This window comes from Micromonospora sp. NPDC049282 (assembly GCF_043197045.1).
Classification (GTDB): domain Bacteria; phylum Actinomycetota; class Actinomycetes; order Mycobacteriales; family Micromonosporaceae; genus Micromonospora.
In genome coordinates, this window is the sequence record NZ_JBICSL010000006.1 from 178,225 (window position 1) to 191,538 (window position 13,314).

A 13,314-nucleotide genomic window follows, 5' to 3' on the forward strand; every position below is an offset into this window, starting at 1 on the left:
CGGCGCATCCGGTCAGCCACGCGTCCGGTCGACCCGGCCCCGGGTGTCCCGCGTGAACCGCCGCAGCAGCCGTTTCGGCGCGTGCCGCAGCCCGGCCACGGCCACCTTGTACTTCCAGTCCGGAACGCTCACCAGCTTGCCTTTGCGCAGGTCAAGCAGCCCTTCGTCGACGACCTCGTCGGCCCGCAGCCAGGCCCAGGCCGGCAGGCGCGACATGTCGATGCCGGCGCGCTCGTGATTGCCGGTGCGCGTGTAGCCGGGGCAGAGCGCCATCACGCGCACACCGAGCGGCGCCACCGACTGACCGATCGATTCACTGAAGTTCGTCACCCACGCCTTGCTGGCCGAGTAGGTCGATCCCGGCATGGGGACGCCGAAACTCGCAACCGAAGAGACATTTATCACTGCCCCTTCGCCGCGTTCGATCATCGGTCCGAGCGCCGCGTGGGTCAGCCGGAGCACCGCCAGCACGTTGAGCCGCACCAGTCGGGACTCGTCCGGGACCGCCGAGCGGACGAACGGGGTGTTCAGGCTGATCCCGGCGTTGTTCACCAACAGGTGCACCGGCGGGCCGTCGGTCAGCCGGCGCTCCACCACCGCGCAACCGTCGTCGGTGGACAGATCGGCCGGGACCGTCTCCACCTCGCCGCCGTGCCGGCCGGTCAACTCCGACGCCAGCGCCTCCAGTCGGACGGCGTCCCGGGCCACCAGGACCAGGTCCCAGCCGTCGGCGGCGAGCCGGCGGGCGAACGCCTCGCCGATGCCCAGGCTGGCGCCGGTGACCACGGCACGGCGGTGGGCGGGCCGGGACGCCCCGGTCATGCGCGATCCTCCGGAGGCGACGGCGACCCGGCCGGTGGCGGGGCGGACGAGGGCGGCACCGGACCGGACGGCGTCGCGGGCGGAGCGAACCCGGGCGCCGGGCCGGACGAGGGTGGCGGGGCGGACGAGGGTGGCGCCGACGGTGCGGGCAGGCCCGGCGGCGGACCCCAGGGCGTCGGCCCCGAGACGGGCGCGCCGGACGCGGTGGTGCCGTAGCCGGTCGCCGGGCCGGACGGCCGCCCCGCCGGGGCCGCACGGCGGTGCAGGAACGCGCCGGCCGAGGGGAGCGTGAGCAACGCGGCGACCACCAGGTAGCCGAGGACCTGCGCCACCGACAGCGCCGCGTTGACCGGGATCCACCACGCCGGGTACGCGTCGCCGACCAACCCCAGCAGGTCGGCGGTGACCCGGTCGTCGGCGCCGAGCCGCAGCGGGGCGGCCCGCTGCCCGACCAGCACCGCGAGCCCGCAGCAGCCGCAGAGCAGGCCCAGCCCGGCGACCACCCAGGTGGCCACCCGCGCGCCGGGGCGGCCGGCGAGCAGGCCGAGCGCGAGCCCGACCAACAGCACCGCGGCCAGCACGCCGAGCACGGCGGCCAGCACGGTCGAGCCGCGCAGCAGGCCGGCCACCCGGTCGATGTCGCCGCCGCCCGCGCCGGTGCCCCCCGCGGCGGCGCGGAACCGGTCGATCGTGCCGCCGGCCACCGCCAGGTTCGTCACCGCGTACGCCACGGCGCCGACCGCCATCAGCAGCAGCACCGCCACCGCCGCGACGACCGTGGCCGGCCGGCGGGGCGCGGCCCGATCGGGGTACGACACGACGGATCCCTCCGGTAGGCGTTGGCATGCAACCTACTCGGAGGGATCGTCGGCGTCGCTGTTATCCGGCCGTCAACTTCCGGATGGCGGCTCCGGGTCGCGTCGCTCACCCGGCTGACCGGGCGGTCCGGCCGGCGGCCGGTCACCGGGCGTCGCCGGCGGCGTGCCCGGCTGGCCCGGCGTCGACGGGTAGGCCGGGTCGCCCGACTGGCCCGGGGCCGACGGGTAGGCCGGGTCGCCCGACTGGCCCGGGGCCGACGGGTACGCCGGGTAGGCGCCACCCGGGACCGGCGGCTCCCAGGCCGCCTTCGGCTTGCGGAAGAACTCGTTCGCCTTCGGCAGTGCCAGCAGGATCAGCGCGCCCAGCAGGGCGAGCAGCGCGACGATGCCGAGCAGCAGGCTGACCGGGGTGTACCAGGACGGCAGCGCGTCCTCCAGCCGGCGCTGGATCTCCTGCGTGCTGGGCAGGTCGCCGTTGGTGTTGCCGCCACCGCCCATCATCCCGCCGGAGACGCCGTTGAGCAGGCCGCCACCGGTGCAGCAGAGCAGGATGCCGCCCACCACCCAGGTGATGATCCGGGAGACGTTCCGCCCCCGGTTGTTCAGCAGCGCCAGCACGACCAGACCGATCGCGAGCAGCAGCGTCAGCACCGACGAGCCGATGGTGAAGGCGTACGCGAGGTCGCCGGCCGACTCGGCCGACGTGCCGGCGTACGCGTCCTTGAGCACGTCGCGGATCTTGCCGATGACGGCCAACGTCACGATCAGGTTCAGCACCTGGATGACGGCGACGAGAATGAGCAGCCAGCTGGAAAGCGTCACCACACTGGGACGCGCGCGGGGCGTGGTGCCCGGAGCATTTACCATGATTCTCCCTCCCTCGATGAGATGACCACCGTAGCGATCCCGGACCAGGTGGGCACGGTAGAAAGGCTCAGCGGTCGGCGGCGCGGCGCAGCCGCCGGTGCTCGGCGGTGACCACGCCGAGCAGCGCCAGGTCCAGCGCGACCGCGGAGACCGCGCCGAACTGGTTGACCGTGAAGTTGAAGACCTGCCCGAACAGCAGGTCGACCAGCAGGGCCAGCTTGAACAGCCGGAACGCCTGGGTCCGGTCGCGACGCAGCAGCCAGGCCGCCCGCAGGCTCAGCACGGCGGTGACCAGCGCGGTGGCGCTGACGCCGAGCACCGCGCCCCACTCCCGCTCCTGGTCCAGCTCGCCGGTCACGCCGTCGAGGATCACCGCCGTGACGGTCACCACCGGCTCCACCACCAGCCAGACCACCACCGGCCAGACCAGCCAGCGCCGGTTGACCGCCCAGGCGGCGAGCCGCCGGGCCCACTGGGCGCCGCGCTGCCAGAACCGCACCGGCGGCGGTTCCCGGCGGGGCACCGCGGCCAGCAACTGGGCGACGGCCGCCTCGGTGGCCGGACCGGTGCCCTGCGCGAGACGCAGCACGGCGGCCCGGCGCCGGTCGGTCAGCCCGCCGGGCAGGCCGCTGAGCACCAGGTCCAGCGCGTTGGCGGTACGTTCGGCCGGGGTCAGCCGGGATCGGCCGGTGCGACCGCGTACCGCCTGGGTGAGCAGGACGAGCAGCGCGAACACGAGGTAGATGATGGCGGCGGCGGGGGCGTAGAAGTAGTCGGTGCGGGCGGTGACGAACTTGCCCACCTCGTCGATGAACAGCCCGAACCCGATGCCGCCGACCACCGCCCCGGCCGTGCGCGGTCCGCCGCCGAGGAAGACCAGCGCGATCCCCAGGCCGACGACGAGCAGCAGGCCGCCCCAGAGCACGTGCGCGATGTGCAGCCCGCCGCCGCCGAGCTGCGGGTAGTTGGTGGCCTGGAGGTACGCCCGGACGGCCAGCACGGTGACCACGCCGGAGAGCACGAACGCCTGGAGGTACGCGGCCGCGTCGATCGCCCGCGTCGGCAGCCGACGGGCCAGCCGGTGGTGTGACCGCATGCTCCGAAACCTAGTAGCCGCGCCACTCCTCGCGCGCGTACTCCAGCACCCTGGGTTGCAGCAGCGTCGAGGCGGGCACGTCCACCCGGCCCCGGTCGGCGGGGAACGTGGCGGCGGCGGCGAGCACCGCCGGGGTGAGGAAACGCAGCGGCGGCGCGTCGGCCGGCAGCGCCAGCGCGGGGGCGGCGCCGCCGGGCGCGGCGAGCACGAACCCCCAGTCGCCGAAGCTCGGCACGTCGACGTGGTAGGGCACGGTGCCGAAACCCGCCTCCCGCACCGACCGCTCGATCGACCAGTACGACCGGGGCGCGAAGTAGGGCGAGCCGGACTGCACCACCAGCCGGCCGCCGGGGGCCAGCACCGGGCGGACCAGTGAGTAGAACTCGACCGTGTAGAGCTTCGCGGTGGCCGTCTCGTCCGGGTCGGGCAGGTCGGCGATCACCACGTCGAATCGTTGCGTGGCGGTCCGCAGCCAGCCGAACGCGTCGAGGTTGAGCACCCGTACCCGGGGATCGGCGAGCGACAGGTGGTTCAGGTCGCGCAGTTGCGGCTCGCTGCGGGCCAGCGAGACCACGGCCGGGTCGAGATCGACGAGCGTCACCGAGCGCACGTCCGGGTACTTGAGGATCTCCCGCGCGGCCAGCCCGTCGCCGGCGCCGAGCACCAGCACGTCGCCGTGCGCCCCGCGCATCGCCGGATGCACCAGCGCCTCGTGGTAGCGGTACTCGTCGACGGAGCTGAACTGGAGGTCGCCGTTGAGGAACAGCCGCAGGTCGGTGTCGCGGTGGCCGACCTCCCGCACCGAACGGGTCAGCACGATCTCCTGGTAGCGGCTGCGCTCGGCGTGCACCACCGGGTCGCGGTAGAGCTGCTGGCGGGCGGTCACCTCGAAGTCGTGGGCGGTCACCCAGGCGTACCCGAGCAGGAGGCCGACCACGACGGAGCCGGCGCAGAGGCCGACCCGCGCCCGGCGGCCGAGTTCGTCGCGGAACACGGTGAGGACCAGCGCGACCCCGGCGACCGCGTTCACCGCGCCGACCACCAGCGCGCCCTTGAGCTGGCCGAAGACCGGCATCAGCAGGAACGGGAAGGCCAGCCCGCCGAGCAGCGCGCCGACGTAGTCGGCGGCGAACAGGTCGGCGACCGCGCTGCCGGCTGACTGCTCCCGGATGCGTTGCAGCATCACCATCAGCAGCGGGATCTCCGCGCCGATCAGCAGCCCGAGGACGAAGGCGGTGCCGACCAGCGCCGGGCCGTAGAGGTCGAGCCAGGCGAACGCCGCGTAGAGCCCGAGCACGGAGAGGCCGCCGAGCAGCGCCAGGGTCAGCTCGATCGCGGCGAACGCGACCGCCGCCCGGGACTGCAACGGCTTCGCCACCAGCGCGCCGACGCCCATCGCGAAGACCATCACGCCGAGCACGATCGACGCCTGGCCGACCGCGTCGCCGATCAGGTAGCTGCCGAGCGCGACCAGCGCCAGCTCGTACACCAGACCGCAGGCCGCGCAGACGAAGACCGCGAGCAGGACCGCCGCGCGGGCCGCGCGCCACCGCGGCCGCACGGGCACGTCGACGGTCACGCTTCCTCCCGGGTACGCCCGGCGACTTCCGCCCCGGGGCGCTGCGCGGGCACCGGTCCCCGAGGCTGCCGGCCGCTCCGGCTCGGCGCGCCCGGCGCCGCGCCGCGACCCGGAGCGGTCGCCCGGCGGCGTTGCCGCACGCCCACCGCGGTGAACAGCGCGGCGACCACCAGCAGACCGGCGGCGGTGAGCAGCCAGCCCTGGCGGTCCCGCAGCAGGTCGTTGCCGGCGCTCGGCAGCGGGGCCGGCGTGCCGGTCGCCGGAGCAGCGACGATGGGGGCGGGGTCGGTCAGGCCGACCTCGGCGGCGAGCAGCGGCAGCACCGTCGTCGCCCGGGTGATCGCCCAGCCCGGCTCGTCGACGAAGGCGTCCTCGTCCAGCCCGAACCGGCTCAGCCCCGCCGCGATCGGGTAGAGGTCGGCGTGCTCGATGTCGGCGGAGCCGACGACGCCGACGCTCGCCGAGTCCTGCGACTCGCTGCTGGAGGAGGTGTAGCGGACGACGGCGGAGACCTCGATCCAGCGCGGGCAGCGCGGGTCGTCCCGCACCGGCACCCGGTCACCCAGGTTGGAGCCGGCGCTGATCTCGGTGCTCCAGTCGTAGAGTACCCAGCCGTAGCAGATGCCCTGGCCCTCGAACGCGGACGCCAGCAGCGGCACGGTGGCGGTCCGCTGCTCGGTCGTCGGCGCGGGCACGTCGGTGTCGCCGTCGCCGCCGGTGACGAACCCGATGGCGCAGGGCACACCGATGAACAGCCCGAGCACGACGGCCCAGGCCACCGCCGTCTGCCGCTTCTCCTTCGCCTTGTCCTTTGTGCCGGCGGCGGCCTTTCCGGTCATCAGCTGATCGCGGCGGCGATGATCGCACCGGTGGCGACGTGCACGGTGGCGGAGATCCAGACCGCCGGGTGCGGCTCCGGGTCGACCAGCAGCTCACCGAGCCTGCCGGGGGTGGCCACGTCGAGCAGCACGAACGCCGCCGCCATGATGACCAGGCCGAGGATCCCGTACGCGGCGGCGCCGACCAGGCCGAGCGTGAAGTCGTCGTCGCTGGCCACGATCGCGGCGACCACGACGGTGCCGACGCCGATCAGGTTGGAGGCGAGCAGCAGCGTCGCGTTGCGGTTGCGTTCGGTCCAGATCAGCTCGTGGAGCTTGCCGGGGGTGGCCAGGTCGACAAGCAGGTAGCCGACGGCCATCAGGACCACGCCGACCACGCCGTAGGCGAGGGTGACCAGCAGGTCGGTGACGAGATGCTGCACAGGGGACTCCAGGGTGAGGGGGTCGGGGGCTACTTGCCGGCGCCGGGGCCGCCGCCCCGGACGGTGCTGCCTCGGCCCCAGCCCCAGCCGTTGCCGACGACGCCGTGGTACCGGGGATACGCGGAGCTCATCCGCTCCAGCAGGATCACCGAGCCGACGGCGAGCGGGAGGATCACCACCGAGTCGTCGTCGTAGCGCAGGTAGACGCCGCTGCCGTCGACGTACTGGTCGGCCGGCTGCCAGGTGTCGGTGATCTCCTTCGACACCTGGCTCGGCGACTTGTTCGAGGTGTACGCGATCGCCTGCGAGCCGATGTCCCGCCCGGACGCCCGGGAGAAGTGGTCCTGCACGTAGCCGCGGGGCGAGAAGTTGCCGTAGAAGATCGCGAAGGCGGCGACGAGTGCGCCGACGACGGCGACCGCCACGCCCACCACGAACCACCGTCGGTACGTCACAGCTCTTCCACCACCGTCTCGGTCAGGACCAGCTCGTTGGTCTGGGGATAGGCGTGCCAGGTGCGCCACGCGACCGCGCCGGCCGGCGGGTCGGGCGCGACCGCGAGCGCGGTGATCGCGTCCTCGTCGCCGGGGAAGACGCCGACCAACGCGTACGGGTCGCCGGCCAGCTCGGCGCGGAGCGCCGCGACCCGGGTGCGCAGGCCGTCGCCGGCCGGTCGGAGCACCGTGGCGGTGAAGCGGTAGCCGGCGGTGACGTCGTGCAGGGTGTCCGGCAGGTGCGGCCGGCGGCCGGGCAGGCAGGCGACCGTCTCGGTCAGCGTGCCGGCGACGACCTGGTGGGAGGCGCCGAGCAGGCGCAACCGCAGCCGTGGCCCGCCGGGCAGGTCGACGTCGCGGACGGCGAGCGCCGGCAGCTCGGGGCCGCCGAGGGTCAGGCTCAGGTCGGCGGCGCGGCTGTCGACGTACGGGGTCCGAAGGGCGACGAGCACGCTCACTTCACCTGGTCCGGGCCGCCCTGCGGGTAGATCATCACCTCGGCGCGGCGCAGCTCCTCACCGAGGTTCACCTCCCAGCCGGCCTCGCCGTACGCCTCGAACGACAGCCGGGCCCCGCCGGGCGCCTGGTAGTCGTGGTAGCGCATGGTGCCGCGCGGGTCGAGGCCGGTGCCCTCGGTGGCGGTGTACCGGGCCTGGCCGGACTCGTCCCAGTTGTAGCGGCGGCCGGCGATCTCCAGCGTCGGGGCGCCCGGGGTGACGGTGGCGCCCGGCTCGCTGGCCCAGAGCACCATCTCCAGGTCGGGCTCCGCCTCGACGGAGAGCCAGCGCTTCACCCCGCCCGCGTCGTCGAGCAGGTGCTCCGCCCAGCTCCAGCCGCCCTCGACCAGGTGCACCGAGCCGCGCACAGTGTAGGGCACCTGGCGGATCTCGACGATGTCGCCGGGCTTGAGCGCGCGCGGGTCACCGCGCAACGCGTCCGCGTCGGAGTCCCGGAACGGGTCACCGGGCGCCGACGTCTTCGGCCGGGCCGTCGACCGGGACCTGCGCAGCGCGATCACGGCGACCACCACGCCGGCCACCCCGAGCAGACACCCCAGCGTGGCCACCACGTACGCCACCGAACCGTTCACGACCGCCTCCCCCCAACGTGCATCGGCGGAGACGGTAACAACCCCGCGCACCTCACCTGAAGCCCTGTTCGCTGAGTGTGTGATCAGCTACGGTCAGCCGCCGGCGAGGCGCTCGGCGGCGTACTCGCGCAGCGTCGTCCGGCCCATCACGCAGCCGCTGAACGTGGTGAACTCGCCGTCGTCGCCGCGCAACCGCTCCCAGGCGTCCCGCCCGGCGGCCGGGTCGACCGCTTCGAGCAGGCTTGCCGCGTACGCCTTCCCGGCGGGGGTGCCCTTCTTGAGCAACCGCTCGACCCGCTTCCGGGCCGCCTCCGGGTGCTCGCGCAGCTCCTGCTCCAGCAGCCGGTACGCCTCGGTCGCGGGCAGGATCTGCCCGGCGAAGCCGACCCCGCCGAACGCCAGGGTGTCCGCGTCGTCGAGTTCCCGCACGGCCTGGTCCAGTTCACGCTTCCCGCTCATACCCCACTATGTGCCCACCCCACCCACTCTTCACCCGCCCCGCCCGACCCTGGCTGGGTGATCAAGGAGTTCGCGTCAGGAGGGCACGGCAGGCGACCCGAACTCCTTGATCGTCGGGGGACGGGCGGGGCAACACGAAGGCCCGGCCGCCGGCCGGGCCTTCGTGGGGTGGGGGTCAGCTGGCGGTGACGGCCAGGGAGTCCTTCGTGTCGGCCAGGTCCACCCGGACGGTGTCGCCGTCGCGGATCTCGCCGGCCAGCAGCGCCTTGGCGAGGCGGTCGCCGATGGCCGACTGGACCAGGCGGCGCAGCGGCCGGGCGCCGTAGATCGGGTCGTACCCGTGCTGGGCCAGCCAGGTCCGGGCGGCGTCGGTGATGTCCAGGCCCAGCCGGCGGTCGGCCAGTCGGCGCCGCAGCCGGTCGAGCTGGATGTCGACGATCGCCCGCAGGTCGGTGCCCTGGAGCGCGGCGAACACCACGATGTCGTCGAGCCGGTTGAGGAACTCCGGCTTGAAGTGCGACCGGACCATCGCGAGCACACCCTCCCGACGTTCCTCCTCGGTCAGCGTCAGGTCGCTGATCACCGACGAGCCGAGGTTCGAGGTGAGGATCAGGATCGCGTTGCGGAAGTCCACCGTGCGGCCCTGGCCGTCGGTGAGCCGGCCGTCGTCGAGCACCTGGAGCAGCACGTCGAAGACGTCCGGGTGGGCCTTCTCCACCTCGTCCAGCAGGATCACCGAGTACGGTCGGCGGCGCACCGCCTCGGTGAGCTGCCCGCCCTCCTCGTAGCCGACGTAGCCGGGCGGGGCGCCGACCAGCCGGGCCACGGAGTGCTTCTCGCCGTACTCGCTCATGTCGATGCGGACCATGGCCCGCTCGTCGTCGAAGAGGAACTCGGCGAGCGCCTTGGCCAGCTCGGTCTTGCCGACACCGGTCGGGCCGAGGAAGAGGAAGCTGCCGGTCGGGCGGTCCGGGTCGGCGACGCCCGCCCGGGCGCGGCGGACCGCGTCGGAGACCGCGCCGACCGCCTCGGCCTGGCCGACCACGCGGGAGCCCAGCGACTCCTCCATCCGCAGCAGCTTGGCGGTCTCGCCCTCGAGCAGCCGGCCGGCCGGGATGCCGGTCCAGGAGGCGACCACGGCGGCGATGTCGTCCGCGCCCACCTCCTCCTTGAGCATCGCGCCGTCGGCCTGGAGCCGGGCCAGCTCCTCCTCGGCCTGCTTCAGCTCACCCTTGAGCGCCGGGATCCGGCCGTACCGCAGCTCGGCGGCGCGTTCCAGCTCGCCGTCCCGCTCGGCCCGCTCGGCCTCGCCGCCGAGCCGCTCCAGCTCCTCCTTGGCGGTGGAGAGCTTGGTGATGTGGCTCTTCTCGGTCTGCCAGCGCTCGGAGAGCGCGGTGAGCTGCTCGCGCTTGTCGGCCAGCTCCTTGCGCAACCGCTCCAGGCGTTCGGCGGAGGCGGCGTCGGGCTCCTTGGCCAGCGCCATCTCCTCGATCTCGAGCCGGCGCACCGCCCGCTCGATCTCGTCCACCTCGACCGGCCGGGAGTCGATCTCCATGCGCAGCCGGGACGCGGACTCGTCGACCAGGTCGATCGCCTTGTCCGGCAGGAACCGGTCGGTGATGTAGCGGTCGGAGAGCGCGGCGGCGGCGACCAGCGCGGCGTCGGTGATCCGTACGCCGTGGTGCACCTCGTAGCGCTCCTTGAGCCCGCGCAGGATGCCGATGGTGTCCTCGATGGTCGGCTCGCCGACCAGCACCGGCTGGAACCGGCGCTCCAGCGCCGGGTCCTTCTCGATGTGCTCGCGGTACTCGTCGAGCGTGGTCGCGCCGACCATCCGCAGCTCGCCACGGGCCAGCATCGGCTTGAGCATGTTGCCGGCGTCCATCGAGCCCTCGCCCTTGCCGGCGCCGACCACGGTGTGCAGCTCGTCGAGGAACGTGATGACCTGCCCGTCGGAGTTCTTGATCTCCTCCAGGACGGACTTGAGCCGCTCCTCGAACTGCCCGCGGTAGGACGCGCCGGCCACCATGGCGCCCAGGTCGAGCGAGACCAGCTTCTTGTCCCGCAGCGACTCCGGCACGTCGCCGGCCACGATCCGCTGGGCCAGGCCCTCGACGATGGCGGTCTTGCCGACGCCCGGCTCGCCGATCAGCACCGGGTTGTTCTTGGTACGCCGGGACAGCACCTGGATCACCCGGCGGATCTCCGAGTCCCGGCCGATCACCGGGTCGATCTTGCCGTCGCGGGCGCTCGCGGTGAGGTCGACGCCGTACTTGGCCAGGGCCTGGTAGGTCTGCTCCGGGTCGGCCGTGGTGACCCGCCGGTCGCCGCCCCGGACGGTCGGGAACGCGGCGACCAGGTTCTCCTCGGTGGCGCCGGAGTTCTTCAGCGCGACCGAGACCGCGCCGCCGACCCGGGCCAGCCCGGCCAGCAGGTGCTCGGTGGAGGTGTACTCGTCACCCAGCGGCCGGGCGATCTGCTCGGCGGCGCCGATGGCGTTGACGAACTCGCGGGCCAGGGTCGGCTCGGCGAGGCTGGACCCGCGCGCGGCGGGCAGCGCGTCGACCGCGCGCAGCGCGACCCGGCGCAGCTCGGCCGGGTCGGCCCCGACGGCGCGCAGCAGGCCCGCGGCGGTCGAGCCGTCGGTGTCCAGCAGTGACAGCAGCAGGTGCCAGGGCTCCACGGTGGCGTGACCGCGCTGGTTCGCCAGCGCGACGGCACCGGTGATGGTCTCGCGGCTCTTGGTGGTGAGGCGTTCGGTGTTCATGGGCTCCCCCGGGATCGGCGTGTCCACTGGGAACGACACAATCAGACTTGAGTCTATTCCGCTCAACTCCTACGGTGTGACCCGGGTCACTGTCCAGTCGCCGCTGTTCGGGTGCACCTGTCGCCGCCCCGGCGACAACAGGTGCACCCGGCCGTGGCTCGACCCCGGGAGGAGCACGTGCGGCGCAGAGGTAGCCTCACCCGCGTGCGAGTACGTGTCGAACAGACCGCCTTACCGGGAATCGGCGTACGTCATGACCTCATGACGGAATCCGGCCGCCGGCTCGGCGTGGTCTCCCATCGCAATGGCCGCCGCGACCTGGTCCTCTACGACCCGGACGATCCCGACTCCTGTCAGCACGACATACCGCTGACCGACGACGAGGCGGAGGCGCTGGCCGACATCCTCGGCGCGTCGCTGATGCTGGGTCAGCTCTCCGGCCTGCGTGAGCAGGCCGCCGGGCTGCTGACCGAGCAGATCGTGATCCCGGCCGGCTCGAAGTACGTCGGCCGGCGGCTCGGCGACACCAAGGCCCGCACCCGGACCAGCGCGTCGATCGTGGCCGTGCTGCGTCAGGGCGAGGTGAACGTCTCGCCCGACCCCACCTTCCGGTTCGAATCCGGCGACGTGGTCGTCGTGGTCGGCACCCGCCAGGGTCTCGACGGCGTGACAGGGATCCTCGCCGAGACCGATCCGGACGGCTGACGCGTATGCACGAAACCCAAATCCTGCTCGTCGAAGTCGGGGCGCTGCTCCTCCTGCTCGGTCTGCTCGGTCGGCTCAGCCGTCGCGTCGGTGTCTCGCCCATCCCGCTCTACCTGCTCGCCGGCCTCGCGTTCGGGCACGGCGGCCTGCTGCCGCTCAACGCCAGCGAGGAGTTCTTCGCGGTCGGCGCGGAGATCGGCGTGATCCTGCTGCTGGTCATGCTCGGCCTCGAATACAGCGCCAACGAGCTGGTGGGCAACCTCCGCTCGGCGGCGCCGGCCGGCCTGATCGACGCGGTGTTCAACGCGTTGCCCGGTTTCGCCTTCGCGTTGCTGCTCGGCTGGGGCTGGGTCGCCGCCGTGGTGCTCGCCGGTGTCACCTGGGTGTCGTCCTCGGGCGTGATCGCCAAGGTGCTCGGCGACCTGGGCCGGGTCGGTAACCGGGAGACCCCGGTGATCCTCTCCGTGCTCGTGATCGAGGACCTGGCGATGGCCCTCTACCTGCCGCTGGTCACCGCGCTGCTCGCCGGGGTCGGCCTGGTCAAGGGCGGCTTCGCGCTCGCCGTCGCGGTGCTCACCGTGGTCGTGGTGCTGGCCGTGGCGATCCGGTACGGGCACCTGATCTCCACCGCGCTCTCCGCCAAGGATCCGGAGGCGCTCCTGCTCGGCGTGTTCGGCCTGACCCTGCTGGTCGCCGGCGTCGCGGCCAAGCTCCAGGTCTCCGCCGCGGTCGGCGCGTTCCTGGTCGGCATCGCGCTGTCCGGGCCGGTCGCGCACCATGCCACCCAGTTGCTCTCGCCCCTGCGGGACCTCTTCGCCGCCGTCTTCTTCGTGTTCTTCGGGCTGGTCACCAACCCGCTGGACATGCCGCCGGTGCTGCTGCCCGCGCTGCTGCTGGCCGTGACGACGATGGCGACGAAGGTGGCCACCGGCTACCTGGCCGCCCGCCGGGCCGGGATCGCCGAGCCCGGCCGCTGGCGGGCCGGCCTGGCGCTCACCCCGCGCGGCGAATTCTCCATCGTCATCGCCGGGCTGGCCGTCTCGGCCGTCTATCCGGTGGAGCCCAAGCTGGCCGCGCTCGCCACGGCATACGTGTTGATCACGGTGGTGACCGGTCCGCTGCTCGCCCGGCTGCCGGACATGCCGTGGTTCAAGCAGTGGCTGCGCCAACGCGCCGCCGCCGCCCGGGCAGCGGCCCAGGTACGGGTCGGCGACTGACCTCAGCCGGGCCGGACCCGCGACTCAGCGGTCCGGCCCGGCCAACGGTTGTCAAATTGATCCCGGGAAGGTCTACCACTGCTCCACCCAACCGCGTTAACGTGGCGCCCCAGCAGCCAGCATCTGGGGGCGGCCAGCG

Annotated in this window: 14 protein-coding genes; 2 read left to right on the forward strand and 12 right to left on the reverse strand. The window is 73.3% G+C overall.

Going from position 1 to position 13,314, the window contains the following annotated elements; all coding sequences use genetic code 11:
• Window positions 1-12: 12 nt before the first annotated feature.
• The 12 genes from ACGFI2_RS13490 to clpB all read right to left on the reverse strand — a co-directional run bounded on the left by ACGFI2_RS13490 (window position 13) and on the right by clpB (window position 11,253).
• Window positions 13-822: an SDR family NAD(P)-dependent oxidoreductase gene (locus ACGFI2_RS13490; protein ID WP_393515463.1), complete on the reverse strand. Its 810-nt coding sequence runs from the start codon at window positions 820-822 to the stop codon at window positions 13-15.
• Window positions 819-1,640, reverse strand: a complete 822-nt coding sequence (locus tag ACGFI2_RS13495) for a hypothetical protein (RefSeq protein ID WP_393515466.1) — start codon at window positions 1,638-1,640, stop codon at window positions 819-821. Before ACGFI2_RS13495 ends, ACGFI2_RS13490 begins: the two co-directional genes overlap by 4 nt.
• A 72-nt stretch (window positions 1,641-1,712) precedes the next feature.
• Window positions 1,713-2,507, reverse strand: coding sequence for a hypothetical protein (locus ACGFI2_RS13500; protein WP_393515469.1), 795 nt, complete (start codon window positions 2,505-2,507; stop codon window positions 1,713-1,715).
• Window positions 2,508-2,574: 67 nt separating this feature from the next.
• Complete coding sequence (locus tag ACGFI2_RS13505) at window positions 2,575-3,573, reverse strand: hypothetical protein (RefSeq protein WP_393515836.1); 999 nt, start codon at window positions 3,571-3,573, stop codon at window positions 2,575-2,577.
• Window positions 3,574-3,613: 40 nt separating this feature from the next.
• Window positions 3,614-5,182: a polyamine aminopropyltransferase gene (locus ACGFI2_RS13510; protein ID WP_393515472.1), complete on the reverse strand. Its 1,569-nt coding sequence runs from the start codon at window positions 5,180-5,182 to the stop codon at window positions 3,614-3,616.
• Entirely contained in the window at window positions 5,179-6,021 is an 843-nt protein-coding gene (locus ACGFI2_RS13515; RefSeq protein WP_393515475.1) for a hypothetical protein, read from the reverse strand. The genes ACGFI2_RS13510 and ACGFI2_RS13515 overlap by 4 nt, the downstream gene beginning before the upstream one ends.
• Window positions 6,021-6,443 carry a DUF350 domain-containing protein gene (locus ACGFI2_RS13520; RefSeq protein ID WP_393515477.1) on the reverse strand — a complete coding sequence of 141 codons (423 nt, stop codon included), beginning with the start codon at window positions 6,441-6,443 and terminating at the stop codon, window positions 6,021-6,023. Before ACGFI2_RS13520 ends, ACGFI2_RS13515 begins: the two co-directional genes overlap by 1 nt.
• Window positions 6,444-6,472: 29 nt before the next feature.
• On the reverse strand, window positions 6,473-6,898 hold the full coding sequence (locus ACGFI2_RS13525) for a DUF4247 domain-containing protein (RefSeq protein ID WP_393515480.1): 426 nt from the start codon (window positions 6,896-6,898) through the stop codon (window positions 6,473-6,475).
• On the reverse strand, window positions 6,895-7,389 hold the full coding sequence (locus ACGFI2_RS13530; protein WP_393515483.1) for a DUF2617 family protein: 495 nt from the start codon (window positions 7,387-7,389) through the stop codon (window positions 6,895-6,897). The genes ACGFI2_RS13525 and ACGFI2_RS13530 overlap by 4 nt, the downstream gene beginning before the upstream one ends.
• A 2-nt stretch (window positions 7,390-7,391) precedes the next feature.
• Window positions 7,392-8,027, reverse strand: a complete 636-nt coding sequence (locus tag ACGFI2_RS13535) for a DUF4178 domain-containing protein (protein WP_393515486.1) — start codon at window positions 8,025-8,027, stop codon at window positions 7,392-7,394.
• Window positions 8,028-8,120: 93 nt separating this feature from the next.
• On the reverse strand, window positions 8,121-8,486 hold the full coding sequence (locus ACGFI2_RS13540; protein ID WP_393515489.1) for a hypothetical protein: 366 nt from the start codon (window positions 8,484-8,486) through the stop codon (window positions 8,121-8,123).
• 175 nt (window positions 8,487-8,661) lie between these two features.
• Window positions 8,662-11,253: an ATP-dependent chaperone ClpB gene (clpB, locus tag ACGFI2_RS13545; protein ID WP_393515492.1), complete on the reverse strand. Its 2,592-nt coding sequence runs from the start codon at window positions 11,251-11,253 to the stop codon at window positions 8,662-8,664.
• Between the two features lie 204 nt (window positions 11,254-11,457).
• On the opposite strand from clpB, the gene ACGFI2_RS13550 reads away from it, so the two are divergent.
• Together ACGFI2_RS13550 and ACGFI2_RS13555 are read left to right on the forward strand one after the other, a co-directional pair.
• Complete coding sequence (locus ACGFI2_RS13550; RefSeq protein WP_393515495.1) at window positions 11,458-11,958, forward strand: cation:proton antiporter regulatory subunit; 501 nt, start codon at window positions 11,458-11,460, stop codon at window positions 11,956-11,958.
• Between the two features lie 5 nt (window positions 11,959-11,963).
• Complete coding sequence (locus ACGFI2_RS13555; protein WP_393515498.1) at window positions 11,964-13,175, forward strand: cation:proton antiporter; 1,212 nt, start codon at window positions 11,964-11,966, stop codon at window positions 13,173-13,175.
• The last annotated feature ends 139 nt before the right edge of the window (window positions 13,176-13,314 follow it).

Excerpts from the sequence above, each read along its gene's own strand:
- ACGFI2_RS13490 (WP_393515463.1), bottom strand. The coding sequence starts at position 822 with ATGACCGGGGCGTCCCGGCCCGCCCACCGCCGTGCCGTGGTCACCGGC.
- ACGFI2_RS13500 (WP_393515469.1), bottom strand. The coding sequence starts at position 2,507 with ATGGTAAATGCTCCGGGCACCACGCCCCGCGCGCGTCCCAGTGTGGTG.
- ACGFI2_RS13515 (WP_393515475.1), bottom strand. The coding sequence starts at position 6,021 with ATGACCGGAAAGGCCGCCGCCGGCACAAAGGACAAGGCGAAGGAGAAG.
- ACGFI2_RS13540 (WP_393515489.1), bottom strand. The coding sequence starts at position 8,486 with ATGAGCGGGAAGCGTGAACTGGACCAGGCCGTGCGGGAACTCGACGAC.
- clpB (WP_393515492.1), bottom strand. The coding sequence starts at position 11,253 with ATGAACACCGAACGCCTCACCACCAAGAGCCGCGAGACCATCACCGGT.
- ACGFI2_RS13555 (WP_393515498.1), top strand. The coding sequence starts at position 11,964 with ATGCACGAAACCCAAATCCTGCTCGTCGAAGTCGGGGCGCTGCTCCTC.